This window comes from Noviherbaspirillum album (assembly GCF_035916955.1).
GTDB classification, from domain to species: Bacteria; Pseudomonadota; Gammaproteobacteria; order Burkholderiales; family Burkholderiaceae_D; genus Noviherbaspirillum; species Noviherbaspirillum album.
Genome location: NZ_JAWIIV010000032.1, coordinates 40,344 through 59,373 on the forward strand (window position 1 = coordinate 40,344; position 19,030 = coordinate 59,373).

General features: G+C 61.9%; 19 protein-coding genes and 1 tRNA gene. 9 read left to right on the top strand and 11 right to left on the bottom strand.

The features are described from left to right. Positions 1-9: 9 nt before the first annotated feature. Together RY831_RS25760 and pstS are read right to left on the bottom strand one after the other, a co-directional pair. On the bottom strand, positions 10-369 hold the full coding sequence (locus RY831_RS25760; RefSeq protein WP_326509242.1) for a hypothetical protein: 360 nt from the start codon (positions 367-369) through the stop codon (positions 10-12). 199 nt (positions 370-568) lie between these two features. Continuing rightward, positions 569-1,612 (bottom strand): phosphate ABC transporter substrate-binding protein PstS, encoded by a 1,044-nt coding sequence (pstS, locus tag RY831_RS25765; RefSeq protein WP_326509243.1) that lies wholly within the window; start codon positions 1,610-1,612, stop codon positions 569-571. A 208-nt stretch (positions 1,613-1,820) separates the two neighbouring features. On the opposite strand from pstS, the gene RY831_RS25770 reads away from it, so the two are divergent. Further along, positions 1,821-2,402: a hypothetical protein gene (locus RY831_RS25770; RefSeq protein WP_326509244.1), complete on the top strand. Its 582-nt coding sequence runs from the start codon at positions 1,821-1,823 to the stop codon at positions 2,400-2,402. 21 nt (positions 2,403-2,423) lie between these two features. Here the strand turns inward: RY831_RS25770 and RY831_RS25775 are convergent, their stop codons facing one another. Beyond that, positions 2,424-3,461: an isocitrate/isopropylmalate dehydrogenase family protein gene (locus RY831_RS25775; protein ID WP_326509245.1), complete on the bottom strand. Its 1,038-nt coding sequence runs from the start codon at positions 3,459-3,461 to the stop codon at positions 2,424-2,426. Positions 3,462-3,591: 130 nt separating this feature from the next. Further along, positions 3,592-4,242, bottom strand: a complete 651-nt coding sequence (locus RY831_RS25780) for a transporter associated domain-containing protein (RefSeq protein WP_326509246.1) — start codon at positions 4,240-4,242, stop codon at positions 3,592-3,594. Between the two features lie 697 nt (positions 4,243-4,939). Between RY831_RS25780 and RY831_RS25785 the strand changes: the two genes are divergently transcribed. Both RY831_RS25785 and RY831_RS25790 read left to right on the top strand, forming a co-directional pair. Further along, on the top strand, positions 4,940-5,623 hold the full coding sequence (locus RY831_RS25785) for a CBS domain-containing protein (protein ID WP_326509247.1): 684 nt from the start codon (positions 4,940-4,942) through the stop codon (positions 5,621-5,623). A gap of 243 nt (positions 5,624-5,866) precedes the next feature. Beyond that, positions 5,867-6,244: a hypothetical protein gene (locus tag RY831_RS25790; protein ID WP_326509248.1), complete on the top strand. Its 378-nt coding sequence runs from the start codon at positions 5,867-5,869 to the stop codon at positions 6,242-6,244. 1,001 nt (positions 6,245-7,245) lie between these two features. On the opposite strand, the gene RY831_RS25795 is transcribed toward RY831_RS25790, so the two are convergent. Beyond that, positions 7,246-7,321: transfer RNA gene (locus RY831_RS25795), tRNA-Glu, on the bottom strand. A 387-nt stretch (positions 7,322-7,708) separates the two neighbouring features. Between RY831_RS25795 and RY831_RS25800 the strand changes: the two genes are divergently transcribed. The 5 genes from RY831_RS25800 to RY831_RS25820 all read left to right on the top strand — a co-directional run bounded on the left by RY831_RS25800 (position 7,709) and on the right by RY831_RS25820 (position 11,852). Further along, positions 7,709-8,734 (top strand): methyltransferase, encoded by a 1,026-nt coding sequence (locus tag RY831_RS25800; protein ID WP_326509249.1) that lies wholly within the window; start codon positions 7,709-7,711, stop codon positions 8,732-8,734. A 118-nt stretch (positions 8,735-8,852) separates the two neighbouring features. After that, the gene (locus tag RY831_RS25805) at positions 8,853-9,662 is read left to right on the top strand and encodes a hypothetical protein (RefSeq protein ID WP_326509250.1); all 810 of its coding nucleotides are present in this window, start codon (positions 8,853-8,855) and stop codon (positions 9,660-9,662) included. A 115-nt stretch (positions 9,663-9,777) separates the two neighbouring features. Beyond that, positions 9,778-10,068, top strand: coding sequence for a DUF1330 domain-containing protein (locus RY831_RS25810; RefSeq protein WP_326509251.1), 291 nt, complete (start codon positions 9,778-9,780; stop codon positions 10,066-10,068). Beyond that, complete coding sequence (locus tag RY831_RS25815) at positions 10,065-11,036, top strand: DMT family transporter (RefSeq protein WP_326509252.1); 972 nt, start codon at positions 10,065-10,067, stop codon at positions 11,034-11,036. The genes RY831_RS25810 and RY831_RS25815 overlap by 4 nt, the downstream gene beginning before the upstream one ends. A gap of 93 nt (positions 11,037-11,129) precedes the next feature. Further along, positions 11,130-11,852: an alanyl-tRNA editing protein gene (locus tag RY831_RS25820; RefSeq protein ID WP_326509253.1), complete on the top strand. Its 723-nt coding sequence runs from the start codon at positions 11,130-11,132 to the stop codon at positions 11,850-11,852. 26 nt (positions 11,853-11,878) lie between these two features. On the opposite strand, the gene RY831_RS25825 is transcribed toward RY831_RS25820, so the two are convergent. Further along, positions 11,879-12,763: an AraC family transcriptional regulator gene (locus RY831_RS25825; protein WP_326509254.1), complete on the bottom strand. Its 885-nt coding sequence runs from the start codon at positions 12,761-12,763 to the stop codon at positions 11,879-11,881. A gap of 183 nt (positions 12,764-12,946) precedes the next feature. Between RY831_RS25825 and RY831_RS25830 the strand changes: the two genes are divergently transcribed. Then, a complete protein-coding gene (locus RY831_RS25830; protein WP_326509255.1) occupies positions 12,947-14,050 on the top strand; it encodes a DUF2817 domain-containing protein in 1,104 nt (367 codons plus the stop codon). Positions 14,051-14,123: 73 nt separating this feature from the next. Here RY831_RS25830 and RY831_RS25835 read toward each other — a convergent pair whose 3' ends face one another. The 5 genes from RY831_RS25835 to RY831_RS25855 form a co-directional block, all read right to left on the bottom strand. After that, positions 14,124-15,617 (bottom strand): DegQ family serine endoprotease, encoded by a 1,494-nt coding sequence (locus tag RY831_RS25835; protein ID WP_326509256.1) that lies wholly within the window; start codon positions 15,615-15,617, stop codon positions 14,124-14,126. Between the two features lie 104 nt (positions 15,618-15,721). Continuing rightward, positions 15,722-17,038 (bottom strand): ATP-binding protein, encoded by a 1,317-nt coding sequence (locus tag RY831_RS25840; protein ID WP_326509257.1) that lies wholly within the window; start codon positions 17,036-17,038, stop codon positions 15,722-15,724. Next, positions 17,035-17,697, bottom strand: a complete 663-nt coding sequence (locus tag RY831_RS25845) for a response regulator (protein ID WP_326509258.1) — start codon at positions 17,695-17,697, stop codon at positions 17,035-17,037. The genes RY831_RS25840 and RY831_RS25845 overlap by 4 nt, the downstream gene beginning before the upstream one ends. Positions 17,698-17,860: 163 nt before the next feature. Further along, complete coding sequence (locus RY831_RS25850) at positions 17,861-18,778, bottom strand: LysR family transcriptional regulator (RefSeq protein WP_326509259.1); 918 nt, start codon at positions 18,776-18,778, stop codon at positions 17,861-17,863. A gap of 65 nt (positions 18,779-18,843) precedes the next feature. Continuing rightward, positions 18,844-19,030: hypothetical protein (locus RY831_RS25855; RefSeq protein WP_326509260.1), on the bottom strand; the 187-nt coding region annotated here is incomplete at its 5' end.

Sequence of the window (19,030 nt, forward strand, 5' to 3'; positions counted from 1 at the left end):
GGGCGCGCATCAGCCGCCCTTGGGCAATGCCCCGGAATCGAGCACCCTGAGGTGAGTCAGCCTCCATGCGCCTTCCGGCGCGAGCAGGCGCACGCAGGTGCCCGCCACTTCGGCTTCATACTGATGTTCAACCTCGTCGTACAGCTCCAGGTAGGCATGGAAGGATAGCGAATCCGAGCCCGAGGTCTCCTCGGCGGACACCATGATGGCACCGATATGCGAGGGTCCTTCAAGATTCGCCTGTTCGCGCGCCGTGCTGCCCTTCTCACTGCGGTCAACCGCGGCGGCAATGTCCCTGTCGAGATACCGGATGGCTTTCTTGGCTGCATTGGCGGGCATGCGTTCTCCTGCATTGATGGAAATATCCATGTGACCATGCAGTGTCGCGCAAGTTTAATCTCTGCATCGCTAGCCGTGCTTTAACGCCGCATCTTCCGAATGGCTATGGCCAAGTCAATGTCGATGCCCAAAGGCAGGATAATTAAAACAAAAAAGCGCGAGGAAAATCCTCGCGCCGGCATGCTTGTCCGCGCGGCCACCCACGGCCGCGCTTATGATCAAGCAGGGATTACCAGACGGCCTTGCCGCTACCGTCCTTGACTTGGCTCGTCCAGGCGTCCTGCACCATCTTCACCACCGGTGCGGGCATGGCGACATAGTCCAGTTCGGTGGCCATTGCGCCGCCGTTCTTGTAGGCCCAGTCGAAGAATTTCAGCACTTCCTTGCCTTTAGCCGAATCCACCTGGTTCTTGTGCATCAGGATGAAGGACGCGCCAGTGATCGGCCAGCTGCTCTTGCCGGCCTGGTCGGTCAGCACCACGGCGAAGCCCGGCGTCTTCGACCACTCGGCACCGGCAGCGGCAGCCTTGAAGGTTTCATCATCGGGTTGCACGAACTGTCCATCGCGGTTCTTCAGCTGGGTATGCGACATCTTGTTCTTCTTCGCATAGGCGTACTCGACGTAACCGATCGAGTTCTTGATGCGCTGCACGTTGGCCGCAACGCCCTCGTTACCCTTGCCGCCTACGCCCGTCGGCCACTTGACCGCGGTGCCCGCGCCGACTTTCGATTTGAAGTCAGGGCTGGTCTTGGACAGGTAATCGGTGAACAGGAAGGACGTGCCGGAGCCGTCGGCGCGGTGAATTACGGTGATCTCGTCGGCCGGCAGCTTGACGCCGGGGTTGAGCGCGGCGATTTCAGGCGCGTTCCACTTCGTGATCTTGCCGAGGTAAATGTCTGCAACCACCGGACCGGTCAGCTTGATCTGGCCGGGGGTGATGCCTTCGATATTCACGATGGGTACCACGCCGCCCATGATGGCGGGAAACTGCATCAGGCCGTCGGCTTCCAGATCTTCCGCCTTGAGCGGCATGTCGGAGGCACCGAAGTCCACGGTTTTGGCCTTGATCTGCTTGATGCCACCGCCGGAGCCGATGGACTGATAGTTCAGGCCGGTGCCGGTGGCCTTCTTGTATTCCTGTGCCCAGGCAGCATAGATCGGATAGGGGAATGTCGCACCCGCACCGGTGATGTCAGCCGCCACGGCGCTGGAAAAAACAGTGGCTGTGATCGCCAGTGTTCCGAAAGATTTGATGAACTTGCCAAGACGCATGACTACTCCTTCGTTGTGATTTATCAAAACGTTGGCAACGATACCCATGAATTGTGACTTGGATATGACTTGATTCCCATCCCGGAAAAATTCCTGATGCCGGATCGGTGCAATGCGGACTTCTGCGGTCTGGCAAGCTTGTCATCGTCATGACATGCCGTGCGTCTACCATGGCGTCAATGAAATCCGTGGATGCATCAACGAACGAATGCCTGATTCTCTGTCCCCGACCATGAATGCACCGTTGCTGCCAGGCGAACTGGCGGCACGCGCGCTGCGTCCCGCCGTTGTCTATGCGAAGACCGCGCGCGGACACGAGGAGGTGTCCATGCGCACTTACGGCTTGACGCCGAAGCAGCGCAGGGTGCTGATCATGATGAACGGCAAAAAGGATCTTGCGGCGATCGCCGGATTCGTTCCCCAGCAGGAACTGACTGAGGCGGTGCCTTTCCTGCTGGCGGAGAAGTTCATTTCGGAAAAGACCGAAATGTCCGGCAACGCCATGAAGGAAGATGACGATGCCTTCGCCGGCGTCGCTGAAAAATCCGGGGAACGAACAGAGGATCGCGCAGCGCTTGCCCCGATCAAGCAGATGATGACTGCTGCGGCCACACAGCACCTGGGGCTTCTTGCCAGCGATATTGTCAGGCGTATCGAGAATGCCGGCGACCGCGCCGCGCTGCAGTCCGCGGCCGGATACTGGCATATCGCCATTCTCGAATCGAAAACCGGCGGCGACAAGGCCGGTTTCTATCTGGCGGAAGTGCGGCGGGCGATGGCCGCGCTGTAAGCTGTAAGCGCCGCCTCCGTATTACCCTGCCGCGCCAAGGCGCTTGATAAGCGCCGCGGTGAATTCCACGGTGGACGCCGTACCGCCGAGATCGCGGGTGCGCACATTGTCTTCCAGCAGCGTGGCCTGTATTGCGGCACGCAGGCGCTCGGCCAGTTCCGGCCTGCCGGCATGCTCGAGCATCAGGCCCGATGCCAGCAGCAGCGATACCGGGTTGGCCACGCCCTTGCCGGCAATGTCCGGTGCGGAGCCATGCACCGCTTCGAAGATGGCGCCGTGCTCGCCGATATTGGCACCCGGCGCGAGGCCGAGTCCGCCCACGAGGCCCGCGAGTTCATCCGACAGAATGTCGCCGAACAGGTTGGTGCACAACAGCATGTCGAATTGCCAGGGATTGAGCACCAGCTGCATGGCGCAGGCATCGACGATGCGGTCGTCCACCTCGACCCGGCCGGCATATTCCTTGGCCACATCGCGGGCGGCTTCCAGGAAGATGCCGGTGAGTGCCTTGAGCACATTGGCCTTGTGGACGATGGTGATCTTCTTGCGGCCATTCCGCACCGCATATTCGAAGGCGAATCGCGCGATGCGGCGGCAGCCGTCGCGGGTATTCACGCCGGTGGAAACCGCCACCGCGCGCGGGTCGTCGCCGACCGGAATGAAGTGCTCATGCGCGACATATAGACCTTCGATATTCTCGCGCACGAGAACGATGTCGATCTTCTCGTAGCGGCCGGGAATGATGGTCTTGGCCGGACGCAGGTTGGCATACAGCTTGAACTCTTCGCGCAGGCGGACATTGACCGAACGGAATCCGCCGCCCACGGGCGTGGTCAGCGGCCCCTTGAGCGCGAGCCGGGTGCGGCGGATGCTATCGAGCGTCGCCGCGGGCAGCGGATCGCCGCCGGCTTCGATGCCGGCCATGCCGGCGCTGCAGGTTTCCCATTCGAACGGCGATCCGAGCGCTTCGAGCACCTCGACTGTTGCCTTGGTCACTTCAGGTCCGATGCCGTCTCCCGGTATCAGGGTCGCCGGTATGGCGTTGCGCGCAGTTCCCATTGCTACCTCCATGTTGTTCGCTAGTAAGCATCCGTCGATGTATTCCGCATGATAGCCGCTAATGGCTGTCATCGAGCTTTCAGCGAGGAACGGCTCGGTACCGCTGCTGCGGCACCAAGCCGTCACCGGTTCAGCTTTGCATCGCTGCGCTGTCGCCTGCGACCGGTTCGGCCGGCGGGTCGGCAGGCGACACCAGCAGGCGGTCTATCCGCTGACGGCCCATGTCGACCACCTCGAAGCGGTAACCGGCTGCCTCGATATGGTCCGATGTCTGGAGAACGCGGCCGAACCGCGTTAGCACGAAGCCCGCGAGGGTATGGTGGATGCCCGAGGCTTCATCCGGAAACCGGATGTCACCCCCCAGGATTTCGCGGAACCTGTCCAGCGAAATGCCGGCATCCATCAGCCAGGATTCGTCGTCGCGCTGGAACGCATCGTCTTGCCGGACTTCCCCATCCAGGATGGACACCTCGCCGACGAGCGCACCCATCATGTCGCTCAGGGTAATCATTCCCGCGATTTCGCCATACTCGTCAACGATCAGCGCGAGTTCGGCACGATTCTGCTTCAGCGTTTCCAGCAGGTCCATCGCGCTCACGGATTCCGGGACATACAAGGGCGATTTCAACGCGCGCTCGATATCGATGTTGGTAATCGAATTGCTGCGTATTACCTGCGCGAACAGAGCCCCGGCATGCACGATGCCGATGACATCGGAACGGTCGCCGCGGCACACCGGAGACCCCATGCCATTGCAGCCGATACGAATTACGAATGTCATGTTCCTGACAGATGGAATGCGGGCACGAATAAAGACAAAAAAGATATGGCAGCGAGATGCAGATGCAGTTGAAGATGCAAAAAAGCTCGCCGAAGCGAGCTCCCATTCATGTTTTTCGGTATCCGCCGAACGCCCCTGCTATCTGCATGGTGCCCCGGCTTTCACGGCGACCCCATGCTATCTGCATGGTGCCCTTGCACCGAGACTGATAGCAATTGCATGCGAATACCCCTGCAGTATTATTGGCCGGTCAATCGGCGTATTCGCCCGAGTGTGGGTAGAACCGTTGTTTGTGAACCGGCATGAACCGACGATACGGTCGCTTTGTACGATACCCGACGTTCTGGGAAGGAATTGCCAGGCCTGATTCGTCGGGCCTGATACCCTTGAAGTCATCGCTGCGGTATCGTGCTGCGCCGCGATTCTTCGTCGTTTTATCGCGGCACGGTTCGTGGATAGCGGCGAGGCGAAGTATTTTAAGTGCCCTTGCTCCAGATTTAAACGCCAGAGGCATTCGAGACTTTAATACTCTGGTCACCTTGCCGAACTTCGTGCATTACACCTTCTCCAAGTCCTTTTGCAGGCCGCCCCCGATAAAAGCCGCCACCAGCACGTCCAGGCACCGATACGGACATCCTGCAGCGTGCCTCGGCCAAACGGACTGCACCTGACGACCGTCAACACGAAGGAGTAGATCATGCAAAGAGTATCCGAAGTCATGTCGCGCGATGCGCGTGTCGTGTCTCCCAGGGAAACGCTGCAGCGCGCGGCGCAGCTGATGGACGAGCTGGATGTCGGCGCGCTGCCGGTCTGCGACGGGGAACGCTTGGTGGGCATGGTGACGGACCGGGACATTACCGTGCGCGGCATGGCAGCCGGAAGGCTGCCGCAGGAAACACCTGTCGAAGATGTGATGAGCAACGAAGTGCGCTGGTGCTTCGAAGACCAGCCGCTGGATGAAGTGATGCAGCAGATGGGATACAGCCAGATCCGCCGCCTGCCGGTGATCGCGCATGATGATTCGCGCCGCCTGGTCGGTATCGTGTCGCTCGGAGATATTGCCACCCGCACAGCGGGACAGGAACGTCCCGGACTGGAACGTCTTGCGGAAAAGGTTTCCTCGCAATCCGGTCCGATCGGGCCGACCGCCAGGATAGGCGCGGACAGCGGCGGTGCCGCGGTTGCGTCCGGCGGTGCGGGCGGCACGGGCACTACCGGACTGGCAGGTATCGGTACGGCAGGCGGCACCGGGTCTACCGGAACCGGCGCCGATGGATCCATCGAAACCGCTCGTCCGACGTACGGAAGCCATGGAAGCAGCGAGAGCGGCGCCACGGGCTCGCCAAATGACGTGGGGCCCGCCGGGGATTACAGCCGCTAACGGGCAGCCTCGCAGCTGTAAGTTCTAGCGACGGTGCCGGCATAAATTACCGGATCGCCCGGTAAAGTGCCGGCATGACCGGGGCATGGAACTTGCAACGCTTCCGGTTCGAAGGCTGGGAAGGCTGCGAAGGCAACTTCAGCGTCACACGACCAGCCGGGGTGCGGCGCCGGACATTACTTCCGATGCATTCAAAGGCCTGCAAATGCAGCATCCATCATCCACCACACTTCTGGGAACATCATGGCAACAAGCACACTAGACCCCGACTACACTCCCGAACCGGACCGCAGGCTGCCTATCGGTCACGACACCGACGCACTCGGCCCCAGCGATTTATCGGATACCGGAAGCGACGTGCAAGGCGGATTCAGAGCAATCGAGAGCGAACTGCTCGGACTCGGCCTGGACCGTGGCACCAACGAGGATTCCGACAGCCGCTATCTGCCGGCAAGTCCGGGAGATTCCGATTCGACCGGCACCGGCGAAAGCACGACCACCGGAAGAAACATGGATATCGAAATGGCTGGAGACATCAATGTCGATCGCATAGATTCCATCGAGTCGCCCGACGCCCTTGATACCGATCCTCTCGATGACGATGATGCCGACGATGAGTAAGCCGGCACTGCCGAGCTTGCGCAAAGATGGAGTTCGGGCCAGCGGGGGCCTGCAGGGCGATATCGAATTTCCCGACGGCCTGATATGAAATTATCCGCGGTCCACCATCGGCATCGCAAGCGACTCCCGGACCGCACAACGAGCCCCTGAGCGCAACGTCTGGCATCACAGGCTTGCCTGCACGGCAAAGAGGCCGCCCGCTGGTCCACTGACCCGCTGACGGCCCGCTGTTTTCAGCGCAGCGTATTTGCGGGAACCAAGGCACCAAGTCGGCCACGGGGGTCGACTTGGTTGCAGCGCCTTTCCCTTTGACTGCCTTGGGAACCGCAGTCTTCGCATCGACTTTTGCAGCAGCTTTGTTCGCCATTTTCACGCTTGCCTTGCTGGTTCCCTATGCGACCGTACCGGTCGAACCCGGTGATGTGGATTGCGCAGTCGCACGAACAGCTCCACCGATTAAGATTGCGCCGCAACCACGGCATGAACGTTGAAAGTCTCCCGATGCGCATGACGGGCACCGGCAGCTTCTTTGCTTCTTTGCCTCGCTGCAGACCATGCCGTTCAGGTGGATGCGCTGTGCGCTGAGATACGCAAACAACCGCATCCTGCATGGGTCGCTTGATGGAGCTTGGCATGACGATCACATCGCATCCTGTTTCAGGATGACTGACCGCCTGCTTTTAATCAGGGAAGGTAAGTATGGCGCCGTAAATTATTAATCTTTCGCTTGCCGCTCACGAAAGACGACGGCATATGGAATGGCAAGGCCGGGGAATGTCGCTGCAGGCTGAGTCGTACGTTGGAGTTGTACGCGTGGCCGGACGCAAGCAGGAGTATGCGTATTGGCACAACGGACACGAAGGGCACGAGGGGGCCGACAGGATTGCAAGCGCGCAAAAAATGAAGGCCGCTCTAGGCGGCCTTTTCAATCATGATGCCTGGCTCCGGCGTCGATGCATGCGCACATTCTTATCGCATGCCGTCGACCGAGCGGCTTGTTATGGCGTCTCCACGGGGATTCGAACCCCGGTACTCACCGTGAAAGGGTGATGTCCTAGGCCTCTAGACGATGGAGACAGAAACCTGTGTTGTGTTGCGGGCGCCATTCTACTCGATCTTTTCCAAAACGCATAGAGGATTGTGAACCGAATCCTCCATTTGCAGGCAGCGGCCCGTTTTTCNGTTGTGTTGCGGGCGCCATTCTACTCGATCTTTTCCAAAACGCATAGAGGATTGTGAACCGAATCCTCCATTTGCAGGCAGCGGCCCGTTTTTCCGAAAGCATGCGCGTTTAATGTTGATCGCGCTCAAGTCTGCGGCGCTCCGTGTTTCTCGACGTCCAACTGCGCAGCATCGTCCAATACGCCCCGTTAACCCCCTTCTATAGTCAAAGCGCTTGCAATCGAGACAAGCATGCGGCTGCAGCAGCCTGCAGTCAATTTCCCATCCTGATGATACTTGGCGATGATGAACAATCTGACAATTACAGAACCGACACATTTTTCAGCGCCCTCCCTGGCGGGCGGCGCGATACTTCTCGAAATCGGGGCTGAATATGGACTGGTCGACCTGCTGCGCCAGTCACGAACGATTTCGGTCGGCGAAGCCGCCTTGCACAGCGGCCTCCCTCCCGCAGCCGTCACACAATATCTTGAAGCGCTGGCCAGCGCCGGTCTGCTGGAACAGGCAGAGGCGATGGCCGGAGGCGCGGCGCCCGCATACAAGGGCACTGCCGCGCTGGCGCGGGCGATTCACGACGTGGGCTACCTGTCCTGGGGACTGCGCGCCTGCCAGCCCCTGATCGCCAACGCAAGGCGATTCCTGGTCGATCCCGGCCAGGCCCGGGAAGACCACCAGAGGGACGGCGGGCTGGTGGCACGCACCTCCCAATGGATGGGCGAGCAGTCGTTCTATCCGCATGCGGAAGAAACCATCCTGGCATTGCGCCCCCGCCATTTCGTCGACCTTGGCTGCGGGTCGGCGCGCCTGCTGGTCAAGATTCTCCAGAAGCTTCCCGATAGCCGGGGCACCGGGATCGACATGAGTTCCAAGGCGTGCGCAGATGCGCGCCATGCCGCTGCCGGCGCCGATCTCGGACAGCGGCTGAACATCATTGAAAGTCCGATACAGTCGCTGGCCGACGACCCGTCGCCGCTGGCAGGCGCCGACGTCATCCATGCGGGCTTCGTCCTGCACGACCTCATGCCGGACGACGAAGCGGTGCTTGACCGCCTGCTTGCCGCGTGCCGCGAGGCTTCGCCAAAAGCGACGCTGGTCGTGGTGGATGCCGTGCCCTTTGCGAAAGACGAGCAGGAGCGCCTGTTTTCCGCCGCCTTTTCCTACCTGCATCACGGTTTCATGGGCCGCGAACTGCAAAGCGAAATGGCCTGGTCGGAGCGTCTGGCGCGCGCCGGCTTCAGTGCGGTCGAAGTCAGCAAGCTCGGAATTCCCGGCGGCCGCCTGTTCCTGGCGCGCGGCAAACAGCATTGACGCAAGCGAAAGCCCGTCACAGCAAACGAGAGCAAGCCGGGGCAAACAGCGGCAAACAGCGCTCGCGCATAAAAAATCATTCGCCAACCCAAACCATCGCCAACATCGAGGACATCACATGACACCAGCCATTCAGCACCTCATCTCGCGCATTCAGAACCACCGCTGCCATTCGCATCCGATTTTCATGCACTGGGCGCAAGTCGACCCCGAGCCGGAGGTTATCGGCGCGCTGTTCCACCAGATCCAGAAATTCTGCGCCGCCACTCGCCCCGGCGGCAATTTTCCCGCCGCGCTGGATCTGCTCGGCATGAGCGAGCAGAGCGGACTGATGCAGGAGATCGTCGAAAGCGAAGAAGACCATGGTCCTGAACTTGCGATGATGGCCGGCCATATCATCAATCGGGCCGCAGAAACGCAGATTCATCCGGAATTGCAGGACCAGGCCGCCATTGAAAAATGGCTGAAGTCATGTTCCGACCGTCTGCTCGGCAATCTGCCGGGCTATGACCCGGCATCCGGCCTGACGGTGCAGGCAAGGGCGGCCATTGCGGTATTCGAGCGGCGCCAGCGTACCGACCGCGACAGCACCTTCAGGAACATGGGGTCCGCGCTGGCGCTGGAAATGATCTCCAACCGCCATCTCATTCCCGGAGAAAAGCTCTGCCTTGTAGACAGCGGGCTGTACCGTGCCACGCTGGATGAACCCGAAATGCATTATCTGCTGGAACACTGGGGAGAGATCGGCGCCGAGCAGATGCATGAGAAAAACGCGATCGAGGCGGTCCAGCATCTTCTGACGGAAGAATCGGCCAGGCAGATCACCCAGGGAGCTGACGAGTTTCTCGATTCGCTGACGGGATTGTGGGATGTGCTCGATGCATCGCTGCTGCGCTCCGGCTATACCGACGACAGACTGGCCGCTTGAGCCAGCTCCGTAAAAGCGGTGACAGGTTTCAGGCCTGTCGCCGCAACCGCTCCGGCGCCGACGCACCGGTGGTGGAACTTCACTGCAAACAGGAACGTAAACAAGGAGCAGGACCGTGCCCGCTTATCTCATCGGAAAAATGGAAATTCGCGACCATGATGCCTATGCGCGCTACAAGGCAGTGACGCCGGAAATCATCAAGCGACATGGAGGCCGCTTCCTGACGCGCGGCGGGGAAAAGATCACGCTGGAAGGCAAGGAGGAAACGCGCCGCATTGTCATCGTCGAGTTCGACAGCCCGCATACGGCGGAAGCATTCTATCGTTCGCCGGAATATCAGCAGGCGATGAAACTGCGGGAAGGCGCGGCATTGATGGACCTGATGATCGTCGGAGGCTTCGAGTGAAGAAGCAGGCAGCCCCGGCGGCACGTGTCTTTACATCGACGGCATCGGCATCGACACCTCCGATGCCGATCGCCGGACGCGAGGCCGCGTCCATACCCCTGATTGCGTTCGCCGCCCTGGTCCTAGGAGCAGCCGCGCTTGCCTGCGGCGGTGTCTTCATACGGCATAGCGAACTGCCGCCCACTGCCAGCGCGGTGTATCGCGTCGGACTGGCGGCACCGCTGCTGTTCTTTCTAAACATGTTCGCTGCACGAAAAGCGCAGCAGGGTTTCCCAGCACCGCAGGTCGGAATCATGCGCGGCCACCGGCGGCTGCTTGCGGTCGGTTTCATATTTTCCGGCAATCTTGCGCTGTACCACTGGGCAATGAGCCTGACGACGCTGGCCAATTCGAATCTCCTGGCCAATCTTGCGCCCATTTTCGTCGTGATCGGCGGCCGCATCTTTTTCAAGCAGCGTTTCAGCAAGGGCTTCCTGGCCGGCATGTCGATGGCGCTTGTCGGCGCCTTCGTGCTGATCAGCGCGAGATTCGATCTGCGTTCCGCATTTTTTCACGGCAACCTGCTTGGCGTGGCGAGCGGCATGTTCTACGGCGCTTACCTGCTTGCGGTCAGCCGCATGCGCGCCGAATTCGATACGACCGCCGTCATGGCCTGGAGCAGCCTCGGCAGTTTCCTGGTGCTGTTGCCGGCCGCCTTGCTGATGGGAGAGCAGCTGATGCCGCAGACACTGCATGGCTGGCTGGTCCTGCTTGCGCTTGCGCTGGTATCGCACGTCGCCGGCCAGGGCATGATCGCGTACGCACTGGCAAAGCTGCCTGCGGGATTATCGTCGGTGACCCTGCTGATACAACCCGTGATTGCCGCTGCTCTCGGATGGTTTCTGCTCCATGAACGGCTCGATGCGGCGGAGATTGTCGGCGGCCTTATCGTGCTGGCCGGTATTGGCGTGGCACGGCGTTTTTCCTGACCGGAAAAACAGCGATCGTTCCTGCAGGACTGCATCTTGCAGCCGCTATCAACATACTCACCCGCTTTCAAATCAGATCCAGGAACAAACAGCATGAGTTTTTACCCCTGTCACTCAGACCCGGCCTGCCTTGTTTTCTATGCCCGCATCGTCGCCCGCCGCCCCGGCGCGGTCTGCCTCGACAAGTCTTACTTCTATCCCGGCGGCGGCGGACAGCTTTCCGACCGCGGCGTGCTGCGATGGGTAGACGGCGAAGCGAACGTTACGCATATCGAGCCGGAAGACGGCCGCTTCTGGCACTGCATCGATGCTGACATTCCGAGCGACGATGTGATCGGCGTCATCGACGAGCATTTCCGCAGCCTGATGTGCCAGCTGCATACCGATCTGCATCTGCTCAACGCGCTCGTCTACCAGCACTTCGACAGTGCGCTGGTCACCGGCGTGCAGATGGCGGCGGACGGCACGGCAAGAATCGACTTCGACCTGCCCGGCGCCGACAACCAGAGGCTGAGGGACATCGAACCGGAATTGAACGGCATGATCCTGGCGGACCTTCCGGTGCATGCCTTGTACGTGCCGGCCGCCGAGGTGGAACGCGAGGCAGGCCTGGTGCGCAGCCGCTCGGTCGCGCCGCCCCGCCAGGACAACGACATGGTGCGCATCATTGAAATCGAGGGACTGGACCGCCAGGCGTGCGGCGGAACGCATCTGGCGCGGACATCGCAATCAAGGCCGGTGCGCATACTCAAGATCGAGAACAAGGGGCAGCGCAACCGCCGCATCAGGATAGGGCTGGTCGATGATGCCGCATGACGCGCGCGCAGGCACGTCATGCGGCATCATGCATTCAGGCTGGCGGCCGGCATGGCGTCATGCGGTTGGGCCGGAGCGCGCTTGACCGCATTGACGAACTGGTTCGGCGTGATGCCGTAGACGCGTTTGAAGTGCCTGACCAGGTGGCTCTGGTCGAAGAAGCCGGCATCGGCTGCGGCACTGGCGCCGCTGCTGCCACTGGCCAGCATGCGGCGCGCATGCTCAAGCCGTATCTGGGTCAGATAGGTGTAGGGCGACAGGCCGAACTGCTTGCGGAACACCCGCATGAAGTGAAATTCGCTCAGCCTTGCCACGGCGGACAGTTCCGCCATGGTAATGGCTTGCGCATAATGCGCGCGCATGTGCTCGATTGCCGCCTTCAGCGGTCCGGTCTCGCGTCCCAGCCTGGCCGGCTTGAAGCGCGGCTCGCCGTAGCGGCCGTACAAGGCGCCGACGGCGTCGAGCAGGCAGGCTTGCCGTTCGACCGGATCGCAGCTGGTCTCGAACACCGCATGCGCCTGCAGCATGGCGCCGGCCAGCGCCGGATCCTCAATGCAGTTCCTGGAGAAATAGCAGGGACCGGTCCTGTCATGCGAAAGCGCCAGCGACAGCCGCTCAAGCGCATTGCTGTCGATGTAGAAGGCACGGTAATGCCAGCCCACGTCCTCGACGGCACCGCCCTCGTGGGGCTCATGCGGGTTGTAGACGAGTATCTGGCCGGGCGTCGAAATGTCGGAGCCGTGCTTCGTGATCGACTTGCCGGCACCGTTGAAAGTCATTGCGATAACGAATTCTTCATGCACATGCGGTGCGTACTGCAAATTGCGGAAGTGTGCCTTCAGGAAACTAATGCCTCTTACATCCTGGTCGGTCCAATAATTGGAGTGATTATTGGGGTCATGTTTCGCCATCCATACTCTCCACTGATGTACATTCTCGCCGAAACGACGTGCAGGAGCGCACGTGTCCGGACTGCGATGCCGACGGTAGGCGAACACTCTAGCGATTCATTGCCTGATATGCAATACCGCGCGCGCATGGAAAGCTTAAACAACAGGATTCGATGCAAAACTCAATTTCCATAAGGCAAAGCAATGCCGATAGATGATTCGCCGCGCCTGCCTGCTTCCTATGCCGAGTCGCGCGCACACTTCCTTGCCATGGCGACCAGGCTTGGCGCCGAGGTGACGAGCTATCCGCATCGTCCAGTGAAAGGGGGATACCGGGACGCGGCGCTCAGCACCGACTGCGCGTATTTCGGACCGGCGAATGCCGGCCGGCTGATCGTCATCGCCAGCGGCACCCATGGCATCGAAGGTTATGCGGGCGCGGCCTGCCAGTTGCATTGGATGGAAGGCTTCCGGGTCAGGCCGCGCAACCCCGACATGGCCTGGCTGCTGGTGCATGCGGTCAATCCCTGGGGCTATCTGCATGACCGGCGCGTCACGCAGGAAGGCGTTGACCTCAACCGCAACTTCGTCGATTTTCCCGTGCATCCGGTTGCGCAACCGTCGGCTTATTCCCGCTATCACGATATGCTGGTGGAAAATTTCCGTCCCTTGCCGCAAGGCATATTGAATGAAGCACGACTGCTTGCGCACGGGCTGACGTCGAGCCGCAGGCGCGCCCTTCAGGCAGCGATCACCGCCGGACAGCATGATCGCACGGACGGCCTGTTCTACGGCGGCCTCGAGCCGACGTCGAGCCGCAACGCATGGGAAGCCATCGTGCGCAGCAACGCACTGTGTCGTCGCCAGGTGTTCTTGCTTGACCTGCATACCGGACTGGGCAGTTACGGCGAAGGCGAACTGATCAGTTACCTGCCGCCGGACGCTCCGGACTTCAAGCGCATGTCGTCATGGTTCAATGGAGAGCTGAAATCGATGGCCGGGGGCGAATCCGTGAGCGCCGCCGTCGATGGCACGCTCACCGCGGCATTCGACCGCATGGTCTCCTCGCAAAGCTATGCGGTCGGGCTGGAATTCGGCACCGCTCCCGCGTTAAAGGTGCTCAATGCCCTGCGCTTCGACCAGTGGTATCACAATCATGAAGCGCAGCTGCCAGCGTCCTTGCGGGACAAGGCGAGGGAAAGAATGCGCGCAGCCTTTGCCAGCCCGGAGCGCCAATGGCTTAATCATGTTTTGACCCGCTTCGACGAGGTTAGCGCGCACATCGAAGCAGGACTTCTTTCCGCATGAGCGGACTGCGCCCAGGCGAGGGCACAGTCCGGAACGGGCAATGACGTCGACATCCAATTGCTCGTTCGCTCGCTTAGCCAAGCTGCAGCGGCACGAAGATTTTTACATCGTTGCGCTGCACCAGCAGGGCGACATTGCGGCCTGCCTTCGACGCAAGCGCGCGCAACTGCTCGGCGCTCGTCACCGGCGTGCCGTTGACCGACAGCACGATATCGCCGGGCTGTATGCCGGAGCGGGCCGCCGGACCGGCGACGTCCTCCACCAGCAGGCCGCCGGCCACGCCCGCCTCGCGCTGTTCCTGCCTTTCCAACGGACGAACCGCCAGTCCGAGCCGGCCCTGCTCCTGCTTTGGACTATCGGACTGCGCCAGCGACCCGTCCTTCAGTTCGGCGATGCTCGCAGTCAGCACCCTGGTCGCGCCGTTGCGGATGATTTCCATCTTCACCGCCGTACCGGGCGAAGTCGCGGCCACCAGCGCCGGCAGGTCGGCCGACTGCATGATTTCCCTGTCATTGAAACGCACGATGATATCGCCTGGTTCCAGCCCGGCGCGTTCGGCTGCACTGCCTTTCTCGACCGCGCTGACCAGGGCGCCCTGCAGCTTCTGCAAGCCGAAGGAATCGGCCAGCGCCTGGTTGACTTCCTGGATGCTGACGCCGAGGCGGCCGCGCGTTACCTTGCCATGCTTGACCAGTTGTTCCTGCACCCGGGTCGCCACGTCGATCGGGATGGCGAACGACAGGCCCTGGTAGCCGCCGGTACGGCTGTAGATCTGGGAATTGATGCCGATCACCTCGCCTTTCAGATTGAACAGCGGGCCGCCGGAATTGCCGGGGTTGACCGCGACGTCGGTCTGGATGAACGGCACATAGGTATCTTCGGGCAAGGCGCGCGACTTGGCACTGATGATGCCCGCGGTCGCGGTATTTTCCAGGCCGAACGGCGCGCCGATGGCCAGCACCGGTTCGCCCACCTTGGCGCCTGCCGGATCGCCGAGCCGCACCACCGGCAGGTTCTTCGCCTCGATGCGGATCACGGCCACATCGGTCTGCCGGTCGGTGCCCAGCACCTTGGCCTTGAACTCCCTGCGGTCGGCCAGCTTGACGGTGACTTCAGAAGCGCCGTCGACCACGTGGGCATTGGTCAGGATCAGGCCGTCGGGCGACACGATGAAGCCGGAGCCCTGCCCGCGCACCATCGGCGTTTCGCGCGGCATGCGTTGGCCGAAGAAGGGCAGCATGCCGGAGAAGGGATCGCGCGGGTCCATCTGCGGCCGGCCATTGGCGGCGGGTGTTTGCTCGGCCTTGCCAATGACGCTGATATTGACCACGGCGGGTCCGTAGGTCTGGACGATGCCGGAAAAGTCCGTTGCGGTAGCGACCCCGGGCACCGAGGTCACGACCGCCTGCGAGGCGCCTGCTGCCCCTGTAACTCCGGCAGCGGCGGTCGGCAGGGATGCTGCATCCACTCGGCCCCAGCCGGATTTATCGAAATAGGCGAAACCGGTAGCGCCGGCGGCGACCAGGGATGCGGCGACGATGCCGCGTTCGACTGTCTTGCGAATCATGTTGACTCCTTAGGAAGGTTCACTGCATGAGCGCATCCTAAGGACCAAAACTTAAACAAGACTTAAAGGAAAATGAATGACGCAGGCCAGTAAATATCTATTTGCTAATGCGCCGCAGCCGCGAACTCCACCGTGGCCAGCAGTCCGCCCTGCAAGTTCTGCAGGCTTACCTCGGCCCCATGCCGTTCGGCCACCTGCTGCACGATGGCCAGGCCCAGTCCGCTGCCGGGTACTCCAGTGCCCGGCACGCGATAGAAGCGGTCGAACACCCTGTCCAGTTCGGCCGGCGGTATCCCGGGCCCGCTGTCTTCCACCGTCAGTGCAAGCCTGTCGCCGCTGCGCCTGACGCCGACCGTCACCCGCCCATCTTGCGGCGTATAGCGGATCGCATTCTCGACCAGGTTGTTGAGCAGGATGCGCAGCGCCTCGGGATCGCCGGTCACGCCAGCTCCGCCACCTGTGCCGGATTCCGCGACGCCGAGATCGATGCCTTTGTCCTGCGCCGCCGGAGTCAGGTCCGAGACCACGCGGCGAGCCAGCGCATCGAGGTCGATCTCTTCCTGCACGTCGGCGGCGGCTCCGGGTTCCTGCCGCGCCAGCGTAAGCAGCTGCTGCACCAGGCGGGTGGCGCGCTCGAAGCCCTGGCGCAGCTCGGCGAAGGCGGCGCTGCGCTCGGTCTCGTTGCCGGCACGCTCGGCCAGCTGGATCTGCAGCTTGAGCGCGGTGAGCGGGCTGCGCAGTTCATGCGCCGCATCGGCGACGAAGGCGCGCTGCACATGGAGCGCATGATCGAGCCGCGCCAGCAGGTCGTTGAGTGCGTCGGTCAGGGGACGTATTTCCTGCGGCAAGGCACCGGCGCCGATCGGTGCCAGGCTGTCGGCGTCGCGCGCCTGCACCTCCCGCGCCACGCGGCCGATCGGCAGCAGGCCGGCGGTCACCGTCAGCCAGACCAGCGCGCCGAGAAAAGGGAACAGCAGCAGCAGCGGCTTGATGGTGCGCAGCGCGGTGTCGGCCGCCAGTTCGCGCCGCGCGCTGAGCGGCTGCGCCACCTGCACCACGGTATTGCCGTGCTGGGTGCTGTAGACCCGCCACGGACCGTCGCCGGTATCGATGGTTGCAAATCCCAGCTCGGCCCGCTGCGGCAGCGCCAGCCTTTCATGCGAGTGGTAGATGCGCAGGCCGCGCCCGTCCCAGATCTGGATGACGATATCGCGCGCCACGTCGGGCGGCGCATTGCGGCCCGGCGCCACCGGCGCGAACGGCTGGGTCGGCAGCGAAGCGGCGAGCTGCTTCATCTGGTAATCGAAAATCTGGTTGGCCTCTGCCTTCGCCTGGACGTACAGCAGCGCGCCGACGGCCGCAATGCCGATCGACAGGCCGACGCAGAGCCACAGCAGCAAGGCTTTGCGTATCGATTTCATGGCAGTTTCGGAATCATGTAGCCGACGCCGCGCACATTCTTGATGAATCCGACGCCGAGCTTCTTGCGCAGCGAATGCACATAGACTTCGATGGTGTTGCTGCCGACCTCGTCATCCCAGCCATAGATCTTGTCTTCCAGCTGACTGACGGAAAATACTGCGCCCGGGCGGTCGAGCAGCGCCTGGAGCAGGGCAAATTCGCGGGCCGACAGGCTCAGCGGCTGGTCGTTGAGCGTGGCCAGGTGCGACACCGGATTGAGCACCAGCGCGCCGTGCCGGATCACCGCATCCGCGCGCCCGGCCTGGCGCCGCAGCAGCGCATGGATGCGGGCCACGAGTTCATCGAGATCGAATGGCTTGGCCAGGTAATCGTCGGCGCCGGCATTGAGTCCGGCGACTCGGTCGGCCACGGCGTCGCGCGCGGTCAGGATCAACACCGGCACGAGATTGCCCTTGCCGCGCAAGCCGCGCAGCACCTCGATGCCATCCTTGCCCGGCAAGCCGAGATCGAGCAGCACCAGGTCATGCACCGGGTCGCCGAGCGCGGCTTCTGCGCTGCGCCCGTCCCGCACCCAGTCGACGGTAAATCCATCCTGGCGCAAGCCCTTGCGCACGCTGTCGCCGATCATCGGATCGTCTTCCACCAGCAAAAGTCTCATGTCGTTTCCATTGCGATGAATGTGGAATTATCGCGCTGTTTTGCAATGCTTTCAAAGCCGGGCCCGCAAGCTAGCGGGATTGAACACATTGCTCACCCATCGTTGAGTCAAGTTGAGTAACGCGCCCCAACCGGCGCGACGGTTCGCCGGGAGCAATCCCCTGTCAGCCGCCGCCGTCGGCCGCGGCCCCCTGCCCGCTGCGCGCCTGCCGTACCACCGCAAGAAAATTCGCGGTTTTCGACGAGCCATCGCTCTCGCGCGACGCCAGCGCCAGCCGCGTCTTCACGCTCATGCCGCCAATGTCCACATAGACCACCCCTTCCGCCTGTATCTGGCTGACGGAAGCCGGCACGATGGAAACACCGAACTCGGCGGAAACGAGGCTGACCACCGACGACAGCTGCGGCGCCTGCTGCCCCAGCGTGGGCTCGAAACCCGCCTGGCGGCAGGCGCTTACGATTTCGTCATGCAGGGTCGGACTCGCTTCGCGCGGGATCAGCACGAAGGATTCGCCGGCCAGCGCCGCCAGCGGCAGCTTTTTCTTCGCCGCCAGCGGATGCTTGACCGGCAGGACGATCTTCATGCGCTCGTTCTCGATCTGGTAGAGCGAGACGCCGGCAAAGGAACGACCCCCGGGGCGCAGGAAAGCCAGATCGAGTCGGCCTTCTTCCAGGTAGGCCAGCAGTTGCGCGGTGTTACCCTCGGTCAGGCTGAGCCCGACGCCGGGATAGGCGTTGCGAAAGGCGCGAATCAGCGCCGGCACTGCAGGATTGTATGCCGCCGAGGCGGTGAAGCCGAGGTTCAGGCGCCCTGTCTCGCCGCGTCCCGCCCGCTGTGCATTGAGTACGGCCAGCTGCGCATCGTCGAGCAGGCGCCTGGCATCGGCAAGCAGCGACTCGCCGGCTTCCGTCAGGGACACGCCATGCCCGGTGCGGCGAAAGAGCTGGACACCCATCTCGCGTTCGAGCGCCAGGATTTGCTGGCTGAGCGGAGGCTGGCCGATGCCTAGTTTTTCCGCGGCGCGGGTGACATTGCCTTCCTCGGCGACGGCGAGAAAGTAGCGGATATGGCGCAATTCCATGCTGGTATATGTAAAAACTATTTCTGGCAGATGTGCAAGATATTGGACAGTATAACGCCAAGGCCTCAAAATATGCGTATTTCGCTGCACTGCTGCCTCCTCGGGAGCGGCAAGCCAAGAGCCAGCCCAGCCTTTTCATCTTTGGAGGTGTTTTCATGTCGGAAGCCGTAAGCAAGAATCGGCCACAAAATAGACCGAAGTATGGCGTCATGACCTTTGCGGACATTGCGCACTACCGTCTGCCACTGGCAG

What these genes read in the sequence shown, in the direction of transcription:
- RY831_RS25840 (WP_326509257.1), bottom strand. Translation starts at nt 17,038, where the DNA reads ATGAAATCGATACGCAAAGCCTTGCTGCTGTGGCTCTGCGTCGGCCTG.
- pstS (WP_326509243.1), bottom strand. Translation starts at nt 1,612, where the DNA reads ATGCGTCTTGGCAAGTTCATCAAATCTTTCGGAACACTGGCGATCACA.
- RY831_RS25760 (WP_326509242.1), bottom strand. Translation starts at nt 369, where the DNA reads ATGGATATTTCCATCAATGCAGGAGAACGCATGCCCGCCAATGCAGCC.
- RY831_RS25820 (WP_326509253.1), top strand. Translation starts at nt 11,130, where the DNA reads ATGAGTTTTTACCCCTGTCACTCAGACCCGGCCTGCCTTGTTTTCTAT.
- RY831_RS25770 (WP_326509244.1), top strand. Translation starts at nt 1,821, where the DNA reads ATGCCTGATTCTCTGTCCCCGACCATGAATGCACCGTTGCTGCCAGGC.
- RY831_RS25825 (WP_326509254.1), bottom strand. Translation starts at nt 12,763, where the DNA reads ATGGCGAAACATGACCCCAATAATCACTCCAATTATTGGACCGACCAG.
- RY831_RS25835 (WP_326509256.1), bottom strand. Translation starts at nt 15,617, where the DNA reads ATGATTCGCAAGACAGTCGAACGCGGCATCGTCGCCGCATCCCTGGTC.
- RY831_RS25850 (WP_326509259.1), bottom strand. Translation starts at nt 18,778, where the DNA reads ATGGAATTGCGCCATATCCGCTACTTTCTCGCCGTCGCCGAGGAAGGC.
- RY831_RS25845 (WP_326509258.1), bottom strand. Translation starts at nt 17,697, where the DNA reads ATGAGACTTTTGCTGGTGGAAGACGATCCGATGATCGGCGACAGCGTG.
- RY831_RS25780 (WP_326509246.1), bottom strand. Translation starts at nt 4,242, where the DNA reads ATGACATTCGTAATTCGTATCGGCTGCAATGGCATGGGGTCTCCGGTG.
- RY831_RS25775 (WP_326509245.1), bottom strand. Translation starts at nt 3,461, where the DNA reads ATGGGAACTGCGCGCAACGCCATACCGGCGACCCTGATACCGGGAGAC.
- RY831_RS25785 (WP_326509247.1), top strand. Translation starts at nt 4,940, where the DNA reads ATGCAAAGAGTATCCGAAGTCATGTCGCGCGATGCGCGTGTCGTGTCT.
- RY831_RS25805 (WP_326509250.1), top strand. Translation starts at nt 8,853, where the DNA reads ATGACACCAGCCATTCAGCACCTCATCTCGCGCATTCAGAACCACCGC.
- RY831_RS25790 (WP_326509248.1), top strand. Translation starts at nt 5,867, where the DNA reads ATGGCAACAAGCACACTAGACCCCGACTACACTCCCGAACCGGACCGC.
- RY831_RS25830 (WP_326509255.1), top strand. Translation starts at nt 12,947, where the DNA reads ATGCCGATAGATGATTCGCCGCGCCTGCCTGCTTCCTATGCCGAGTCG.
- RY831_RS25800 (WP_326509249.1), top strand. Translation starts at nt 7,709, where the DNA reads ATGATGAACAATCTGACAATTACAGAACCGACACATTTTTCAGCGCCC.